Below are 17038 nucleotides of genomic sequence, written 5' to 3'. Positions count from 1 at the left end.
TCGAAGCTAACTATGATTGGGCTGCCAGTCGACGACTTGTCCATTCGCTAATATAGCTTTGACCGATAGGCCAGCAATATCGATACCGTTGTGACGAAAGGCCTTGTTGGAGAAGTTGGCAATGATTTTACTCCCGTTACTGAACACGGTTTGTTGAATCTTGCCGCTATTGTCTAACCACAAGAAGTCGACTAATTGTTTATCCCATAACTGCTCATGTATTGGCTCAAATCCATCTTGATAGTGCTTCAGAGCCTTAATCCTTGGGCTTGAGACCGATAATGCTTCATCTCTCGCTAAGTGAACCATCGCTGGCGTGTTGTAAAGCATGGCAGTCAAATCACGATGGGCTTTCACATCGGTGAATTTCAAGCTGTCTGAATGCCAGTGGTGGCTGTTAATCACTTCATCATGGAATACGGCTTGGTATAGCGGAATTCGGTATTGAGGTGAAAACAACAATGACTTGTAGGGTTCTTTGACCTTAGCTGACTTGAAGAAGAAGTCAGGTTTATGGTCTGGATACCAACGACCCAAGTAATAAGGTGATTGGAGGTTTTCTTTCATCTCTTTGTCTGACCAACCAAAGCCAACTGTTTCTAAGCCGTGTGCAAACGCGATGCCTTTTGTCGTCAGGCTATTGCCATCTTCAGAACCAAGCACCAAATCTGGTTGAGCGCTTAACCACTGCATTCGGTTATTGAAGGCAGAAAGCATATCCGACTCACTGGTGTTATCGCGGTAATCTTCACGCGCCATCGCCGTCGCATCAACATCTAGGAACAGGCTATTGAAGTGACCAAAACGCATGATGTCTACGGCGCGCTGTTTTACGTAATCCAAATGGCAATTCGGATTCAAGTAAAAACCGTTTCCTCGAAATCCTTTTTTCAAACTGGCATCCGCCATTTCAATCGCACAACTTTGACGCATCGACTCTGGTAATTGAGCGGTTAGCCAGTTGTCATTGAGCTTCGCAGGAATGGCTGTGTTGTAGGAGTCATAGGTTCCAACCAGATAACCAGATTGCTTAGCCAGTTCTACCGCATTCGGTTGATAGAATGCTGGCATCCAGTTATCGAAGCCTAACCACAGCTTATTCAAGCCCGCTTTATTTAGGTTGCTGACCATATCCGACGACAAGGCTTGTCCCCAAGTATCCGGTGCGTTGAGATAAGAGGAAGCATGCTTAATCACCCAGCTTTTCTTGCTCTGAGCTGCGGTGTGTTGAGCTTTAATGGTGTTATCAACAAGTGTTGGCGTTGCAACAGGGTACAAGCGTTGTAATGACTGGCTAATAGAGTCCAACAACAGCTGTTTGTGATACTGGCTAAACCAATCTTTGCCCTTGGAGATAGTTGATAACTCTCGCTTCGCTTCACTTGAAATGTTTAGTTTAGAGCCCTCTAGATACCAGGCTTTTAATCCCCACCAGTCGCTCACATCTTGGATACTTAAAGGGTTTTTACCAAACAAGTAGATGTGGCTTGCGCCGATCAGCTTACTCACATCTGGGTTACGCTTTTGCTTTTCGACAAGCGACTCAGAGAGACCATTATCAATTCGCCAATCGCGATAGTGTTTAGCGCCATCTAACCAAGAGTCTCCAAGTGTTATCCGAACGGTAAAAGGCTGTGATTGATTCAGCGTTGTAAATTGGTGCGAAGCGCTCATATCAATCTTGGTCTTCTTATCAGAGGGTGTATTCGATGATGCATCAGAAAAGAACAATTGGTTGTTGGTTGGATTAATCATCTGATAACTGATGAATTGATCGTCCTGTTGTACCGTCCAAAATGGCATTTTTAAGTCTTGAGTGGTGTTACTTCCTGAATGGCTTTCGACTAAGTAATTGGCCCATTGCTTATTGTTGGTCGGTACGCGCATACCCTCACTAAAGGGCAGAAATAGAGTCTGAGTTTGTTGTTCTGCTAGGTCAAACCAAACGAGTTCAATGGGTTGATTTCGTTTTACTTGTGTGTTTTCAGGTAAGGTGAATTGGACAAGAAGATTATGATCCTTCAACTCAGCTTCAACATTGATTCCGCTCGGCATGAGTGTCCAAGATGCCTTGGTTTTTGAGTCTATGACTAGGAGGGTAACTTTTTGAGGTTGATGATCAACGGTCAAAGCAGTGCTATTAACGCTTAAGCCATTCCAATCTATCGCTAATGTTTTTGTTGAAATCGACACTATGTTGCTGGCGTTAATGTTGTTGGTGTGGCTATTGCTGATAAGAGTGACTTGATTATCTTGTGCGTTTGCCGAGAGCGCACAAGTCGTGAATAGAGCTGCAATAGCAAAAGACGTAAAATTAAGTTGATGACGAACGTTGACCATATCTAGATTCCGTAAAGGGTAAGTACGGTCATTACACCCAAGTCGCGTTGGTGTTTTGTCACCTATATGTCTCTATTCGAAGCGCCATTAGCATATTACAGGTTTTGCAGCTTGTTACGAATGTCTGTGAGATGCGAGCTTAACTTAGAAAGGCACCGCGACACGCTGTACATATTGGATTTCAATCGCACCTTGGTATTCAAACATTTCAACCGATGCACTCAAGTGTTTAGCTTCAGATCCGATTGGGCTTTCTGTAGGAAGAGATGCTTGTGTTGTTTTGATTAGTACCTTGAAGCCTAACATATCGTAGTTTTCGTCAAACCACTGCCAACTGACATTGGCGCCTGGGCAGCTGTCGATTATCTCAGGCGGTGTTACCACAATGTGAGGGTCGTTGAGTTTGCTTTCGAGTGTTAGCCACCGCTTGTTGTCGTCTAAAGCAACAATAATAGGGTAGTTGTTCGAACCTATCGTTAACTGATAAACACCCGATTCCGGTTTGATGAACATCTCACTGGTTTCAATCTCTTGATATTCGACATCAGAATTGAGTTGTCCTTCGATAACCACTTTTCCTTCTGGTGAAATCAAAGAGATGCTTCGTATTTGATCTTCTACTGCTTCATTCAACTGCTCTGCAGACACTTTAATCTGATAGCCTTGTGATGAAAGACCGTGGCGCTTGATGAAGCTGACTTGAATGTGGTTGTTGGGTGTAGCACTTTGTTCAAGAGTGCTTCCACATTGAGTCCGACTCAGGATCTCTTGTTTAACGGGTAGCCAAAGTTGGCTATTAAGCTCCGCCTGATCAAGCGCGATTTGCAGTTCTTGCCATGCCACTTGTGGTTGATTGTCGAGCAGCGATTGATAGGTGTGTTGCAATGGCGTGTCTGTAAACCAAGCCGCATTACACGCAAAGGGCAATGTACAGAACAGTGCTGTTAGAGATCTTACTTTCATTGTGATTCCCCAGCCAAACGATAACCAACGCCACGATGTGTTTCGATCTTCAGGGTTGGCAGCTTCTGGCGCAGGCGTAGGATGTGGTTATCAACGGTTCTTGTACTTGGGAAGGCTTGATAACCCCAAATTTTATTGAGCAACTCATCTCGATGAAACACACGACTTTGGTTCTGAATAAACAGTATCAATAGTTGAAACTCTTTAGGTTTCAACGTGATTGGATTTTCATCCAGATAAGCGATCCGTTCCGACAAGTTGATTTGGATATTTGCGTAATTTAAGTGGCTAACACCTAACGGCCGAAGCTGCGTAATGACTCTAGCAAGCAATTCATCGTTCGAAAATGGCTTAGTCACGTAATCTTTGGCACCTGCCATTAAACCTTCAACACGTTGTTGAACTTCAACTTTGGCGGTCAACACAATCACAGGTAGCGCTTTGAGCAGTAACCAATTAGGCAAGTGTCGCAAGCTGTCGCCGTCTTCAAGTTGTCGATCAAGCACCACGAGATCGGCACGTAACCACAGCTTATTGGCACGCTGAGCATCTTGCACCCAAAGGCATTGATAACCATTGGACTCAAAGAAGCTGACGAGGCCTTGCCCAAGCAGTTGGTCGTCTTCAATCAGCAGTAGGGTGTTCATAAGCGATTTCCAAAATACATCGGGTTGGATTACGGAGAATGATGAGACGGCCATTCGCTTGTTTCATCAAGTGTTCGACAATAGTCAGGCCAATGCCCATATTATCTTGTTTGTGATTGGCGCACCGTGTTGTTCTTGAAATAAGTCGTTGTATCAAAGAGGGAAAGTGACCCTCATCTTGTACTTCTATTCTCAGTTTATCTGCAAGGGAGAGCTTAACTAAAACCTTACCTTGTCCATGCTGCTTAGCATTCTTTATCAAGTTATCTAAACAAATGGTCAGCCAGTAATAAGGCAAGTTAAGTTCAACATCTCTTGCTTCACATTGATAAGTAATATTGTGCTTTTCGCAGACATGGTCGAGCCACTCTTCCAATGATGCGTTTTGCTTCAACAAAGGCTCCGACTGATCCGAACTTAGATACACTTTGCTGTTTTCGGTGAGCTGAGAAAGCCTTTGATAGTCTGAAATTAAACGCCAAACTGCCCCTTGGGTCTCATCGGGAAAATCATCGTAGCGGTTTCTGAACATTTCAACGGTTAAGCCAAGGCTAGTAATTGGCGTGCGCAGTTCATGAGTAAGAAGCTGTAAAACGAACTGCCTCTCTTTTCGTTGTTTTGTTCTTAGGTACAAGACTCTGCCGAGCCCGGATAACAATGTAAACAGCAATGTAAAGATCAACGTTTTCATGATCAGGTTGTCGTTGCTTGACTCGCTCAGGCACAGGTTACTGTAACGAAAAGAACAGCTTTCGCCTGACAAGATCACTTCTTGTTGCTCGGCGATAGGCTTCCAAACTTCCGATGGAATCGCTTTCCAACCTTGTTCGCCACTCAACCAAAGCTCATCACCTTGTTGCCAAGCGCGGTATCCATTGAGCAGTGCTTCTCTGCCTTGCGTGGTTAAGTTTTCTAGCTTGGAAAATAACGGATGCAAAGGATTACTGATACTCAAAAACGGATGAATTTGCTCACTGTTTTCTGGGTAACGAGCTACGTAACGATCAGCGAAGCTACCACCAGCAGGGTGTCGTTTTGAGTGTGCCGCGAACCAGATTGAATCCAAGGGTTGTTCTTGACACACAGCGAGTTCGAATTCGATGGCATCGTTCAAAGAAGGGTTGGCATTTTCAATCGCTCGGCAGTGATCTTGTATCGAGGCGAGTGCGGCGATGTCTTCCCAACTGAATTGGTTGAAATCCGGGTAGCGGCTGCTTTCCTGAAGAAGTGCTTTCGGGTACTGGGTTAACTCTTTCTGAGAAACTGAGATAGGAGACGATTGCCAGCTCAATTGATACAGAGTTTGCCACTTGTCTTGCAAACTTTGGGCATTGGCTAGTGTAGGGAGCCAAAAGGTTAAGCAAAGAGCCAATGTAAACCTGTGCATCCAATCATTCTCGTTAAAAGTCGTGGGGAGAGTCTAAAGAGTTTTGGATGCGATTTGTAACCTGAATGTCAACAAGTGTTCTTTTAACAACAAATTGTCGAGTGGGTCATGCTTTTAAATAATAAAGTAAAAATACAGTAAGTATCATTTATTTGGGTTAAATTAGATAATTGTGTACTTATTGTCATCACTGGGCGTGTGGAGGGAACTATACTGGACTCATACCTAATAAGAGGAACTATCATGAAACTCATCATCAAATCAGTATTGGCAATTAGTGTTTTGGCGGCAGGCTCTGCTCAAGCGTTCGAATTAATCAGTAACGATATTCAAGAAGGTCACCCAATGGCGAAGACCTTTGAATACTCAAGTTGGGGTTGTGACGGCGGTAACCTATCACCACAATTGATGTGGAAAGATGCTCCATCAGGAACTAAAAGCTTTGCAATCACGGCTTATGATCCAGATGCTCCGACTGAAAGTGGTTTCTGGCACTGGGTCGCATTTGATATTCCAGCAACAGTGAGCGAGCTACCTCGTGGTGTCGATATTTCTAAAGTGGGTGGCAAAGAAGGCCGCATAGATTATGGAACGGTAGGTTTCGGTGGCGCTTGTCCACCAGAAAAAGATGGTATGCACCGTTATCAATTCACGGTTTGGGCATTACCAACGGACAAACTTAACCTAGACGAAAACACGCCGTCGGCTGTGGTTGGATTCACGTTGAACAGCATGGCTTTAGACAAAGCGAAACTGACGGCAACTTATACACGCTAATAGCTTATGTTCGTTAATAGCTTATATACGTTAAAAGCTTATACACGTACATAATAAGCAAATAAGCAAACAAGGGGATGAGATGAATCATCAATATCAAGTGACGATCTTTCGTGCAGAGCAGTTACAAAAACTGCGTAATGTGAGGATTCTATCCCCTAGTATTATTCAGATCATTACAGGCAGTAAGCGCCTGTTTTGGAAAGACTCAGCGACAGAACTCTCACATTCTGCGCTGCTGCTGTGTGAGGCATCAGCGTCATTGAGTTTTGAGAACATGCCCCACAAAGGACGTTTCCTTTCGCGTGTATTCAGTTTTCATTTCCAACCGACGCAAGCAATACTCGATCTCAGTGAGGATCGAGAAAATGAGCTGGATTTACCCACCGTAGAGGTAGATCGAGGTTTGCAAGATTCTCTCAACGCGTTGTTTTCGTTTGATCGTCAGAGCATGAGCGAACAAACTCAACAATTTTGGTTGCAGGGTTTGTATCAGCAATTAGCCGAGAAGGGCGTGCTGCATCGATTGTTTATTAGCTCAAACGTCTCGTTTAGCCAGAAACTCAGCCACTACCTTTCGCATTCACCGGACGAGAAACATTCGTTAGAGTCGGTAGCAGAGCGCTTTGCGATGAGCCGCGCCACGCTTATCCGTAAATTGAAACTTGAAGGCATGCAATATCGTGAGGTACTGGCTGAAGTTCGCTTGAGTCGCGCGCTTTATCTGATGCAACACGGACAGCAGAATGTTGCGATGTTGGCCCAGTCTTGCGGTTATCAATCGGAAGGACGTTTTAGTCAGCGCTTTAAAGGAAAATTTGGTTTGTCGCCCAGTGAATACATCAAGACAGTGGTCAGCAATTAAGTCGTAAGACGTACCGAGCAAAGCAAGCCTAGTTAACTACAGGTCATTGAATAATTAAATGAATACCGTTTTAATAAGCTCAAAACCAAATGTTTGTACGAGCGCAGATTGCTGTGTACCAGAGATGATGGCGCTATACCAGAGAAGGTCACCCATGACTGATTTGAACCCAAAAAGTGAATTAAATATAGAGAAGCTCACCAACGATTTTCCGTTGCTAAAACAACTTATAGCGCTAGAAGAAGTGAGTTGGTTTAACCCAAACATCACGACGTTAGAGCAAGGTTTACCTTATGTGGGGTTAAGCGAAGAGGACATTCAAGATGCAAGCCTGCGATTACAAAGGTTTGCCCCTTATCTAGCGAAGGCATTCCCTGAAACACAAGTGACCGATGGCATCATCGAGTCTGAGCTTGTTGGCATTCCATCTATGAAATCAGTCTTAGAAGCGCATTATCAGCAGCTTATCAAAGGGCGTTTGATGATGAAAAAAGACAGTCACTTGCCGATTTCAGGTTCAATCAAAGCCCGTGGTGGTATTTATGAAGTACTAACGCATGCCGAGAAGCTTGCCATTGAAGCTGGGTTACTGTGTGAGAGCGATGACTACAGTAAGTTGCTCGCACCTGAATTTCGTGACTTCTTCCAACAATACAGCATTGCGGTAGGGTCCACGGGTAACTTAGGCATGTCGATTGGCATCATGAGTGCCAAGTTAGGCTTTACAGTGTCGGTTCACATGTCTGCTGATGCGAGAGCGTGGAAGAAAAACAAACTGCGTGAGCATGGTGTCAATGTGGTCGAATATGAGCAAGATTATGGTGTTGCGGTAGAGCAAGGACGTAAAGAAGCGGAACAAGACCCGAGTTGTTTCTTCATTGATGATGAAAACTCTCAAACTCTATTTCTTGGTTATTCTGTAGCTGGAGAAAGGCTCAAACAGCAATTTGGTCAGCAGCAGATTGTCGTCGACAAAGAACACCCATTATTCGTTTACTTGCCATGTGGAGTCGGTGGAGGCCCCGGCGGTGTCGCATTTGGCTTGAAGATGGCTTTTGGTGACCATGTCCATTGTATTTTTGCTGAGCCGACCCATTCGCCTTGTATGTTGTTGGGTGTCCATACCGGCTTGCATGATGAAATAGCAGTCCAAGATCTCGGTATTGATAATCTAACCGCAGCAGATGGGCTCGCAGTTGGCCGTGCTTCTGGTTTTGTTGGTCGAGCTATGGAACGTTTACTAGACGGCTATTACACGTTAACCGACAAACGTATGTACTACTTGCTCAGTGAATTGAATAAAGCGGAAGGTATTCAATTGGAGCCTTCAGCACTCGCGGGTATGCCGGGTGTGATTCATGTTGAACAGAATAGAGAATACCTTGCTCGTCTAGATATTGACGAGTCGGTGCTAGCCAATGCCACACATCTTGTATGGGCGACTGGCGGAGGCATGGTGCCAGAGCAAGAAATGGCAGCATATCTAGCTAAGTCTTCGTTGTAAATCGAATAGGAAAACGGACGCTGGTGGATGATTTACGAGTTTAAATGAAACAATAAGTTACGCAGATCGTTATCTTAAACACAGATTTTATAAATTAGGCTTCATCGTTGTTATAACTGTCAGTTAGGTTGAGTAGCATTCAACTTGATAGGGACATAAAGATGCAAGCCGATAAAATGATTCAATCGAATAAAAAAGAAACGTTACAGCCAAATACACCAGAAAAACTCTTACAGCGTTTAGATGCGATTGGGGGATCTTTGAAAGCTTCTGGTAAGGCGCATGCCTTATTGGGGCTCGGTTCTGTTGGCATTGAAACGGAGCGACTGGATCAATATTCAGATGTCGATTTCTTTGCGATAGTGCAGAACGGGCACAAGCAGTATTTCTTAGACAGCTTGCATTGGTTATCTGACATTCTTCCAATCGACTATGCCGTAAGGAACACTGTCGATGGTTATAAAGTACTTTATGCCGATGGAATATTCTGTGAGTTTGCGGTATTCGAACCACACGAATTAGCGCATATTCCATTTGCTGAAGGCCGTATTGTTTGGCAGGAAGCCGACTTTGATACTCAGTGTTGTGTGCCTACTGAAAAGGGTGTCGAAGAGCGTAACTCCCAAGCGTGGATCATCGGTGAAGCACTGACCAATCTTTATGTGGGTATGTCTCGTTATAACCGCGGTGAAAAGCTTTCTGGGAGTCGGTTTGTGCAATCTTACGGGCTTAATCGTCTAATTGATCTTGTCGATAAAACTGAAAAGTCTGAGCCAGAATTCGTTGATGAATTTATGTCGGATAGAAGGCTAGAGGCGCGCTTCCCTCAATTTGCTAAGATATTGCCAACGTTCACGCAAGGCTATGACAGAACGGCAGAATCGGCACTCGCGCAATTGGCGTTTTTGAATACGCACTTTTCAGTAAATCAAGCCATGTGTGACCGAATCATCGGCCTGTGTACGCGCCTATAACGCGTTAGTCCTAAGCTCTATTCCCGGGTGTAGGTAACCCGTATTATTTGGCCGATAGCGATACTTTCAACAGGCCAAAAATCGAGTATATGAAAGAGCGATTACTTAATTATAGAAAGTTTAAGAATAAGAGCTCAATACTAAGGAGTTTAGCCACTAATTACTGGCTTGGATGTAAATAAAGTCAATTAATTTGAATGATGATTGTAGTTGATTTATAAAATGGATTTTGTGAATGGAAATGAGGTTGTATGGCAACGCATGATCTCAAACTCTAGCTTTCAAGTTATGGTAATTGAATGAAAATTAACGTTCTACTCCCTTTGTTACTTCCTGCTTTGGTCTTGCTGTCTGGTTGCTCTGATGTGGTAAGCAGTGAATACTCGACTTATGGGAAAGCCAAAGAAGAGCGCTTGTTCGACAGAGGCTGGTTACCTGATATTCTGCCTAAATCTACCGTGAAAATTGAAGTGAACAACGATCTGGATGCGAATACTTCAGAAGGAAGCTTCGTTATCAATGAGCCAGCATTGTCTGAATTTATTGGGAAATTAAAACCGACAGAATCAACCAATCAATTTCAGTTTGTAGATGACGAGAATGTTTGGGTATTCAAGGTAGGTGGTGATAGTTTTGTTTCCTACACGCTCAGTAAGCGCGAAGGTTAATTTCAATAATTCCAACCTACACCTTCGCTATGAGTTTTGTGTGTTGCCGAATGACATTGTTCACCTAACACGCCCTAGTCACCGCCAATAAGCCCTTACCACTCTTAGTTATAGGAAGGTAATGATGGAAATTAGTCATTTAGATCACTTAGTGCTAACTGTTAAAGATATAGAGGTAACGGTCGATTTTTATCAGCGCGTATTGGGTATGAAGCTCATCCAATTCGGGGAAGGACGCTTGGCGTTGTCGTTCGGCAATCAAAAGATAAATCTTCATCAATTAGGTAATGAGTTCGAACCAAAGGCAAAACGAGTTCAAGCGGGCAGTGCTGACCTTTGTTTTATTACTAATACACCAATGACGGAGGTAAGCGAGCATATCCAAGCGCAAGGAGTCGTGATAGAAGATGGACCAGTACCGCGAACAGGTGCAATGGGAAAAATTGTCTCTGTTTATATTCGAGATCCTGATGGCAACCTGATTGAGGTCTCGAATTATTAAGCTTAAGCACTAAATCCGTACGCATTTCTTTACTCTTCAAGAACACAACTTTTCGAGTCGACTCCGCTAATCACTGGATGTCGTCAGCCAAATAAAATACAATCGAACAATGTTTTATTAATTCGTGCTTTATTACTATGATGAGAAACTTACTCATATTCATCGTTAGCCTGTTTTTCTTAGCAGCTTGTTCTTCAACGAGTAATAATCAGCTAGACGACAATACATTGAGCAACGAAGACGCTATGTCGAAAAGCTTAGAAGGGGAGAGTAATCTCGAGACTTCAAAGGATACAAATGCTGAGACCAGCGTTGATTCTTCCCTTGATTCAAATAAAGACACGATAATTCACGCTAATGCAGAGCCAGAATCAGTGGAACCTTCTCAAGTAGCAGCGACAGAAACAACAGAAAGTGGTGCTAAGAGTGGCGGTGAGAAAGGCATCGGAAGCTATTTTATCCGTAACAACGAGCCGACCAAAAAAGTGATTAAATCTCTAGAAGGCGTGACAGATGCATTGAACGTAATGACGTTTGGGATATTTGCTACGGGTCACGGTTAAGTTGCTAACCAATCACAGCAACCCCAAAAATATTGAATGAAACGATGAAGGCGAACCAGTGGTTCGCCTTTTTTGATCTTTTAAATCTAACCATCGTTTCGCCTAATCATCGTGTTCACTTATCTATGCGTTTGAGTCAGGCGACGGTTAATGAAAATAAGAAATTATTAGTTCTGGAAGGGAGTAGCCGTATTTACTGTGTTTGACTTGTTCTATACATCGAGGGTTCTAATACTCATCCCAAAGTAAGCAATGAAATCTAATCTTACAAAGACAACTCTTATATTCATATATAAGCATAGTAAGATGTTTGCTGTTAGGTTCGGTTTAGGTATCAATATTCTAGGGAAGAAATATGAACAACAAGAGTGTGTTTTTAAGTGTCGCGATGGTGATGTTGTCAGCTCATGCAAATGCATCTGACGGAAATCATGAGTCTGTAGCTGACAGTGTTATCGCTGAACAAAGAGCAAACCTATCTGAAAACACCCAAGGGAAAGGTTTCGGCCCGCAGGCACCGCGAGATTTGGGTTCTTTACAGGGAACTAACGCTCGCCTGTTTTCCGATGCGCCAGATTCAACAGCCATGAATTTATGTAATATTCACTTCCATAAAAACGCTGAGCACAAAGGTGGTGAGTTTACTCAATACGCTGGTAACGGTGATGGCAAGGGTTTCCAAAGTGGCTTTAAATACACTGGCAAGTTGAGCACGGCCGAGCTTAAACCATTCGAGCAGAAGGTTTGTCCTAGCGACCACGGTTCACTTAATTCTGGTGACACTATCGAGGTGCATTACGTTTACTCGACTGCACAAGTTGAACCGGGCGAAACATTGGGTGCTTGTTTTAACGACGCGATTACCAACCCGCAACTGCGTGTAGAAACTCAAGTCTACGTATTAGTGAATGACAACAAAGCACTCGACTTCGAAGAGCTCGCTAAGCACTCAAAAGTGAACGGTTTACATCAAGCACCAAACATTCCACAAAATACGGGTTCAGCGATTCAATATGCAGGTTCAACAACGGGCCCGGGCTACAATGAACAAGGTTCCCCTTTTCAAGTGACTTGGAGCGTGCGCCCCCAAGTGGCGAAAGTAAACATCGCAACGGTTGGTAGTTGGTGTGAGGGTAATGATTTCAACGAAGATCACGCACACGGTGTGAGAAATATAGTCGTAAACCCAGAATTGTTGTCACCAATAGCGAACTAATCTTGTTACGTTGATTCGTAGTCAATATTTTGCAAAGGCGGGTCATTAGGTTCGCCTTTTGGTGTCTTAATGAAAAAGACGTTGGGCTTAGGACGAGAACTAGGCGAAGGTGTTGTGGGGAAATTACGTGTGACACTTATGCAAAACATGAGTTGTGTGAATCGTTCTTAGTTAAAAATGCTGTCAGTCAAACACGCTCTTAGACAAAAACGTCCTTTACCCGAATCGAAGCTCCATGATACGTTCAAAACTTATAATGTTGAATGATATTTGAGGGACGGCAGATGTCACTAGAAGGCGCAGTTACATTCTTTATTGCCATGTTTATATTTGGTATTACTCCGGGGCCTGGCGTATTTGCCATTTTAGCTCGTGGCATGGTTAATGGTTGGCGAAAGTGCATCACTCTTTCGTTAGGGATGATATGCAGTGATCTTATCTACCTTGCGCTTGCCTGTTTTGGTCTAGCGACGATTGCTGAGAATTGGTCGTTTGCTTTTGAGGTGATTCGCTATGTTGGTGCCGCTTATTTGATTTACTTAGGCTACAAGATGTTTAAGAGCCTACCTGAAGTGCAAGGTTCAGCGGAACTCGCTGCCAAACAAAGTCAGAAATCGGAACTCGCCAGTTTCGCGCAAGGCTTTTTGATTTCAGCATCAAACCCGAAAGTGATTCTGTTCTATATTTCATTCTTGCCGACGTTCATTGACCTGACGGTTTTGCAGTCGCAAGATATCATATTGGTTTCTGTTTTAGCGGCGGTTGCTCTGATGTCCGGTTTAATGCTCATTGCAATGGGCGCGGGCAGAATGGCAAGTTTACTTAAAACGCCACGCGCACATAAAAGACTAAATCAAAGTGCTGGTGGAATAATGATTGCGGCTGGCTCATATTTGGCGATAAACAGATAAATACAGTTCAATTTAAATTGAAAAAGCGCGTTATTGCCTAGTGGCAGTAACGCGCTTTTTTGTATTTACTTTTCGGTGCGGTATTAGCTAATTGCTGCGTTAATTGAAGGCTGTAAATCGCGCTTTTTAATCACGTATCGTAAGCGAATTAACATCAGTGTCGCTGATACGCTTAATCCCGTCAGAATACCAATCCAAAAGCCTTCTTCACCCATCGCAGGCACAATGTGGTCTGTTAAGCCCAACACCATGCCTAGTGGTAGCGCCAAGCCCCAGTATGAAGCGATGGCTAACATCATCGGGATCTTCGTATCTTTATAACCACGCAGTGCACCGTTAGCAGATGTTTGCAGTGCATCACTGAATTGGTACATAGCGGTAAAGGTCAATAACACTGCTGCCGTTGCGCTTATTGCAGGGTCGGTGGTGTAAAGCCTAATGATTAATTCAGGGAACAGTAGGAACATCGCAACTGAAAGCAATGAAATCAACGCTGCAACCAAGATGCCGACTTTGCTGCGTTCAATTGCGCCTAGTTCATCTTTTTCACCTAGCGCGTGTCCAACACGAATCGTGATGCCAAATGAGATACTCATCGGAATCACGTAAGTCAGGCTTGATATATTGAGAGCAATTTGCGCCGCTGCCACGTTCTCAGCACCAATACGGCCGATCATCAGAGCGATTACTGCAAAGATACTGCCACATACCGCGATGTTCATCCCGATAGGTAAACCTAATCTTAGAAGGTGAAGCATCTCTTTTGCTTTTGGCTTAGCGTCTGTAAAGCTGATAATAGTTTTGTAGTGGTGATGACCTTTAATGTAGGAATACAGCATTCCCGACATTAGCCAATACACCAAGCTTGTCGCCCAGCCACAACCCACCGCACCCATTTCAGGGAAGCCAAACTTACCGTAAATAAGCACGTAGTTAACTGGAATATTCACCAACAGACCAACTACAGAAATAATCATTGGCACTTTGGTGTTGTTCATACCCTCACAGAAGCCATTCAAGGTGTAAAACAGGGCAATACCCGGTACACCGAAGGCTAGGGCAAATGCATAGTCGCTACCAATTGGAATGATCTCAGCGGCAACCCCAATCCACTCTAAGATCGGTTTCGCACTCACTAAGTAAGCGATGAGTAAGACGCTAGCAATTAATGCCAACCAAACCATTTGGAAGAACTCAACAGAGATACTTTGAAAGTCACGTGCGCCGCGGTGGTAAGCGACAACAGGCGTTAACGCCATAATCACGCCACGAAGTAGCAGCAACACAGGAATCCAAAGGCTGGTACCGAGTGCAATAGCGGCGAGATCGGCAGGGCTTACTTGGCCAGCCATTGTCGTATCGACAAATCCCATCGCTTGGGTCGCTATTTGAGTCAAAATGATTGGAATCGAAAGATGCATAAGCGCACCCGATTCACGAGTAAAAGGACGAAGTTTCGTTAGCATGGAAGTTCACAACACCAATATAAATACACGAATGATGGCAGGATGGCCGGTGTGTATTTTAGGATGTGCCCCGTTGGGCGGGCGACAATATAAACACCTTACCGTATAGGGTCAAGCATTGGATTTATAGGGGCTAATTTGCTCTGGAAGAACGCTAGATTTGCATGGTGTTAGATACTGTTTCTATGTACATAACCCAATGATTTTAATGTGAATCATACTAGATAGAAAGTTTCTATATTTGCTTGTTGAATTTCAATGTACACATCATAAGTCACTGTTATGGATGAACTAAATTTAGTACAATTGATGGCATAAGAAACTAGATAGAAAAATTCTATATTTAAATGCAGAATTTTTCTGTCTAAGAACTGTTATGTTTATAGAGGAAAAAATGAAGATAAAGAAGTTGATAATAGCTGGGTTAGTGCTGTTTTTAAGTGGTTGTAATAGCACTGGTAGTAGTTTGGGAAGCAGTAATGTAGTGCTAGATAATGCTAAAGCTTACACATATGAAAGCGTAAAAGTGCCAAGCCCAAAAGAGGCAACTCCGTATGATTACGTCTATTATGCAGCCAAAGAAGCCGATAAAATGAAGTTTAGACAATTTGCGTTGATTCGGGAGCATACTAAAGATAAAGATGGCATCTTTAGGCCAAACAAAATGACGGCTTTTATGTTCAATGGTGACGAAGACTTCAACGAAATTAAGCGTTATGAGAAGTCGTATAGGAAATTGAAATTGCTTGGCGTTTTTGAAACCGAAGAATATAAAGACAGGCGCTTTATTCCAGTAGGGCACATTCCTGGAGCAGCATAAACATAACAAGGCGTTCAAGACGGATTCTGTAGTTGACCCGATCTAGTGGACACCTTCAATTGTAATTGGAGGTGATCATGCCAGCTTATAAATCAGGTAAAAAAACTCAACAATATCTTACGGAATTTAAGGTAACTGCCGTCCGACTTTCGCTACGAGAAGGAGCTACAGTTAAAAGCGTGGCTCTATCATTAGATATCCACCCTTATATGCTTTCAAAATGGCGAAAGGACTATCGAGAAGGGGTTATTATGGAAGACAAACGTAAGAAAAGGACCAAGATCCCGAGTCAGAAAACGGAGTCGAGTCGAATTGCAGAGCTTGAACGTCAGAATGAACAACTTAAGCTCGAGAATGACTTGCTAAAAAAGTGGCAACGATTCGTTGCCCAAGAAAATCGACAAAATTCCGATTCATAGCCCATTACAAAACACGTTATTCCATAGTATTGATGTGCCGTTTTCTATCTGTTTCTAAGTCGGGTTACTACGCATGGCTTGGCAGAGAGCCAAGTCGCTATGCTCAAGAAGAGCAGGCTTTGAAGAAGCGAATAATTAAAGTGTTTTCTCAGAGTCGAGAGACCTACGGTAGTCCAAGGGTTCATGCAGAGCTTAGGCGCCAAGGAGTTTTGGTTAGCCGCAAGCGTGTGGCTCGGATCATGAGAGAGCAAGGCCTAAGAGCGCGAAGTTATCGGATTTACCTAAAGATGGCCAAGCTACATCGGTTTTATCAATCGATTAAGAATATTAAAAAAGACACACCAAAACCAACGGCAGTTAATCAACAATGGTCTGGAGATCTAACGTATATAAAGCAAGGTAAACGTTGGATGTATCTAGCGGTCGTTATCGATCTTTACTCGCGTAAAATCGTCGGTTGGTCGCTTGGTAGTAAGAAGAGTACACAGCTAACGATGAGTTCGTTGAGAATGGCCATTAGAAATCGAAAGCCACAAGAGCGATTATTATTTCATACCGACAGAGGCTCTGAATATCGAGCACATGAAGTTCAAGCTTTATTATCAAAAAATGGAATTGTCCCAAGCATGAATCGTCCAGGTCATTGTACTGATAATGCGGAAGTGGAATCGTTCTTTCATACGCTCAAAGGCGACATAATTAGGAAAAATAGTTTTAAAAGTGAGAAGCAGCTTAGAGATAAACTTGCCGGTTATATCCAGCATTTTTATAACCGTTATAGACTGCACTCAAGTCTTGGATATCGAACCCCGCATGAATATGAAGTAGCGACGGGTTAAAGATAGGAGGGTGTCCATTTTATCGGGTGAAGATCATCTTAGTTCAAGTAGAATTTAGTGTTTACGGTGCAATGGTTTAAGTTTGGTGGTTGGCGTTGTTCACCACTTAACGCGGCTACATGGATTCCCCCGGTTGTCAAACATCCGCTAAACTTATTTTGATGGGTTTTGGACTGC

16 protein-coding genes are annotated in these 17038 nt (G+C 43.4%); 11 read left to right on the top strand and 5 right to left on the bottom strand.

Translation table 11 applies throughout. The features are described from left to right. Positions 1-6 precede the first annotated feature (6 nt). The 4 genes from Q5H80_RS18325 to Q5H80_RS18310 form a co-directional block, all read right to left on the bottom strand. Entirely contained in the window at positions 7-2340 is a 2334-nt protein-coding gene (locus Q5H80_RS18325; RefSeq protein ID WP_304569505.1) for a glycoside hydrolase, read from the bottom strand. A gap of 144 nt (positions 2341-2484) precedes the next feature. After that, a complete protein-coding gene (locus tag Q5H80_RS18320; protein ID WP_304569504.1) occupies positions 2485-3303 on the bottom strand; it encodes a DUF2861 family protein in 819 nt (272 codons plus the stop codon). Beyond that, the gene (locus tag Q5H80_RS18315; RefSeq protein WP_304569503.1) at positions 3300-3950 is read right to left on the bottom strand and encodes a response regulator transcription factor; all 651 of its coding nucleotides are present in this window, start codon (positions 3948-3950) and stop codon (positions 3300-3302) included. The genes Q5H80_RS18320 and Q5H80_RS18315 overlap by 4 nt, the downstream gene beginning before the upstream one ends. Beyond that, positions 3928-5337 (bottom strand): DUF3404 domain-containing protein, encoded by a 1410-nt coding sequence (locus Q5H80_RS18310; protein ID WP_304569501.1) that lies wholly within the window; start codon positions 5335-5337, stop codon positions 3928-3930. The genes Q5H80_RS18315 and Q5H80_RS18310 overlap by 23 nt, the downstream gene beginning before the upstream one ends. Positions 5338-5580: 243 nt before the next feature. On the opposite strand from Q5H80_RS18310, the gene Q5H80_RS18305 reads away from it, so the two are divergent. From Q5H80_RS18305 to Q5H80_RS18265, 9 genes are all read left to right on the top strand, one after another. Beyond that, complete coding sequence (locus Q5H80_RS18305; protein ID WP_304569500.1) at positions 5581-6114, top strand: YbhB/YbcL family Raf kinase inhibitor-like protein; 534 nt, start codon at positions 5581-5583, stop codon at positions 6112-6114. Positions 6115-6196: 82 nt separating this feature from the next. Next, complete coding sequence (locus Q5H80_RS18300; protein WP_304569499.1) at positions 6197-6979, top strand: helix-turn-helix transcriptional regulator; 783 nt, start codon at positions 6197-6199, stop codon at positions 6977-6979. Positions 6980-7133: 154 nt separating this feature from the next. Beyond that, a complete protein-coding gene (locus Q5H80_RS18295; protein ID WP_304569497.1) occupies positions 7134-8483 on the top strand; it encodes a D-serine ammonia-lyase in 1350 nt (449 codons plus the stop codon). Positions 8484-8644: 161 nt separating this feature from the next. Then, positions 8645-9457 (top strand): hypothetical protein, encoded by an 813-nt coding sequence (locus Q5H80_RS18290; protein WP_304569495.1) that lies wholly within the window; start codon positions 8645-8647, stop codon positions 9455-9457. Positions 9458-9756: 299 nt separating this feature from the next. Then, positions 9757-10125, top strand: a complete 369-nt coding sequence (locus tag Q5H80_RS18285; RefSeq protein ID WP_304569494.1) for a hypothetical protein — start codon at positions 9757-9759, stop codon at positions 10123-10125. A gap of 124 nt (positions 10126-10249) precedes the next feature. Next, positions 10250-10627: a VOC family protein gene (locus Q5H80_RS18280; protein ID WP_304570778.1), complete on the top strand. Its 378-nt coding sequence runs from the start codon at positions 10250-10252 to the stop codon at positions 10625-10627. Between the two features lie 137 nt (positions 10628-10764). Beyond that, positions 10765-11190 carry a hypothetical protein gene (locus Q5H80_RS18275; protein ID WP_304569493.1) on the top strand — a complete coding sequence of 142 codons (426 nt, stop codon included), beginning with the start codon at positions 10765-10767 and terminating at the stop codon, positions 11188-11190. A 355-nt stretch (positions 11191-11545) separates the two neighbouring features. Then, on the top strand, positions 11546-12406 hold the full coding sequence (locus tag Q5H80_RS18270; RefSeq protein ID WP_304569492.1) for a delta-class carbonic anhydrase: 861 nt from the start codon (positions 11546-11548) through the stop codon (positions 12404-12406). Positions 12407-12690: 284 nt separating this feature from the next. Then, positions 12691-13317, top strand: a complete 627-nt coding sequence (locus Q5H80_RS18265; protein ID WP_055319497.1) for a LysE family translocator — start codon at positions 12691-12693, stop codon at positions 13315-13317. 83 nt (positions 13318-13400) lie between these two features. Here the strand turns inward: Q5H80_RS18265 and Q5H80_RS18260 are convergent, their stop codons facing one another. Beyond that, complete coding sequence (locus Q5H80_RS18260; RefSeq protein WP_304569491.1) at positions 13401-14783, bottom strand: MATE family efflux transporter; 1383 nt, start codon at positions 14781-14783, stop codon at positions 13401-13403. A gap of 376 nt (positions 14784-15159) precedes the next feature. On the opposite strand from Q5H80_RS18260, the gene Q5H80_RS18255 reads away from it, so the two are divergent. Together Q5H80_RS18255 and Q5H80_RS18250 are read left to right on the top strand one after the other, a co-directional pair. Further along, on the top strand, positions 15160-15603 hold the full coding sequence (locus Q5H80_RS18255; protein ID WP_304569490.1) for a hypothetical protein: 444 nt from the start codon (positions 15160-15162) through the stop codon (positions 15601-15603). Between the two features lie 77 nt (positions 15604-15680). Further along, positions 15681-16861, top strand: a protein-coding gene (locus tag Q5H80_RS18250; RefSeq protein ID WP_304569489.1) for an IS3-like element ISVisp1 family transposase whose coding sequence is annotated in 2 segments (ribosomal slippage) — positions 15681-15966 and positions 15966-16861 — 1182 coding nt in all. Because the reading frame shifts where the segments join, the coding sequence is not laid out codon by codon here. Positions 16862-17038 lie beyond the last annotated feature (177 nt).

Source organism: Vibrio sp. SNU_ST1, from assembly GCF_030563405.1.
Classification (GTDB): Bacteria; Pseudomonadota; Gammaproteobacteria; order Enterobacterales; family Vibrionaceae; genus Vibrio.
This window is presented reverse-complemented; position numbering and strand designations above follow the sequence as displayed.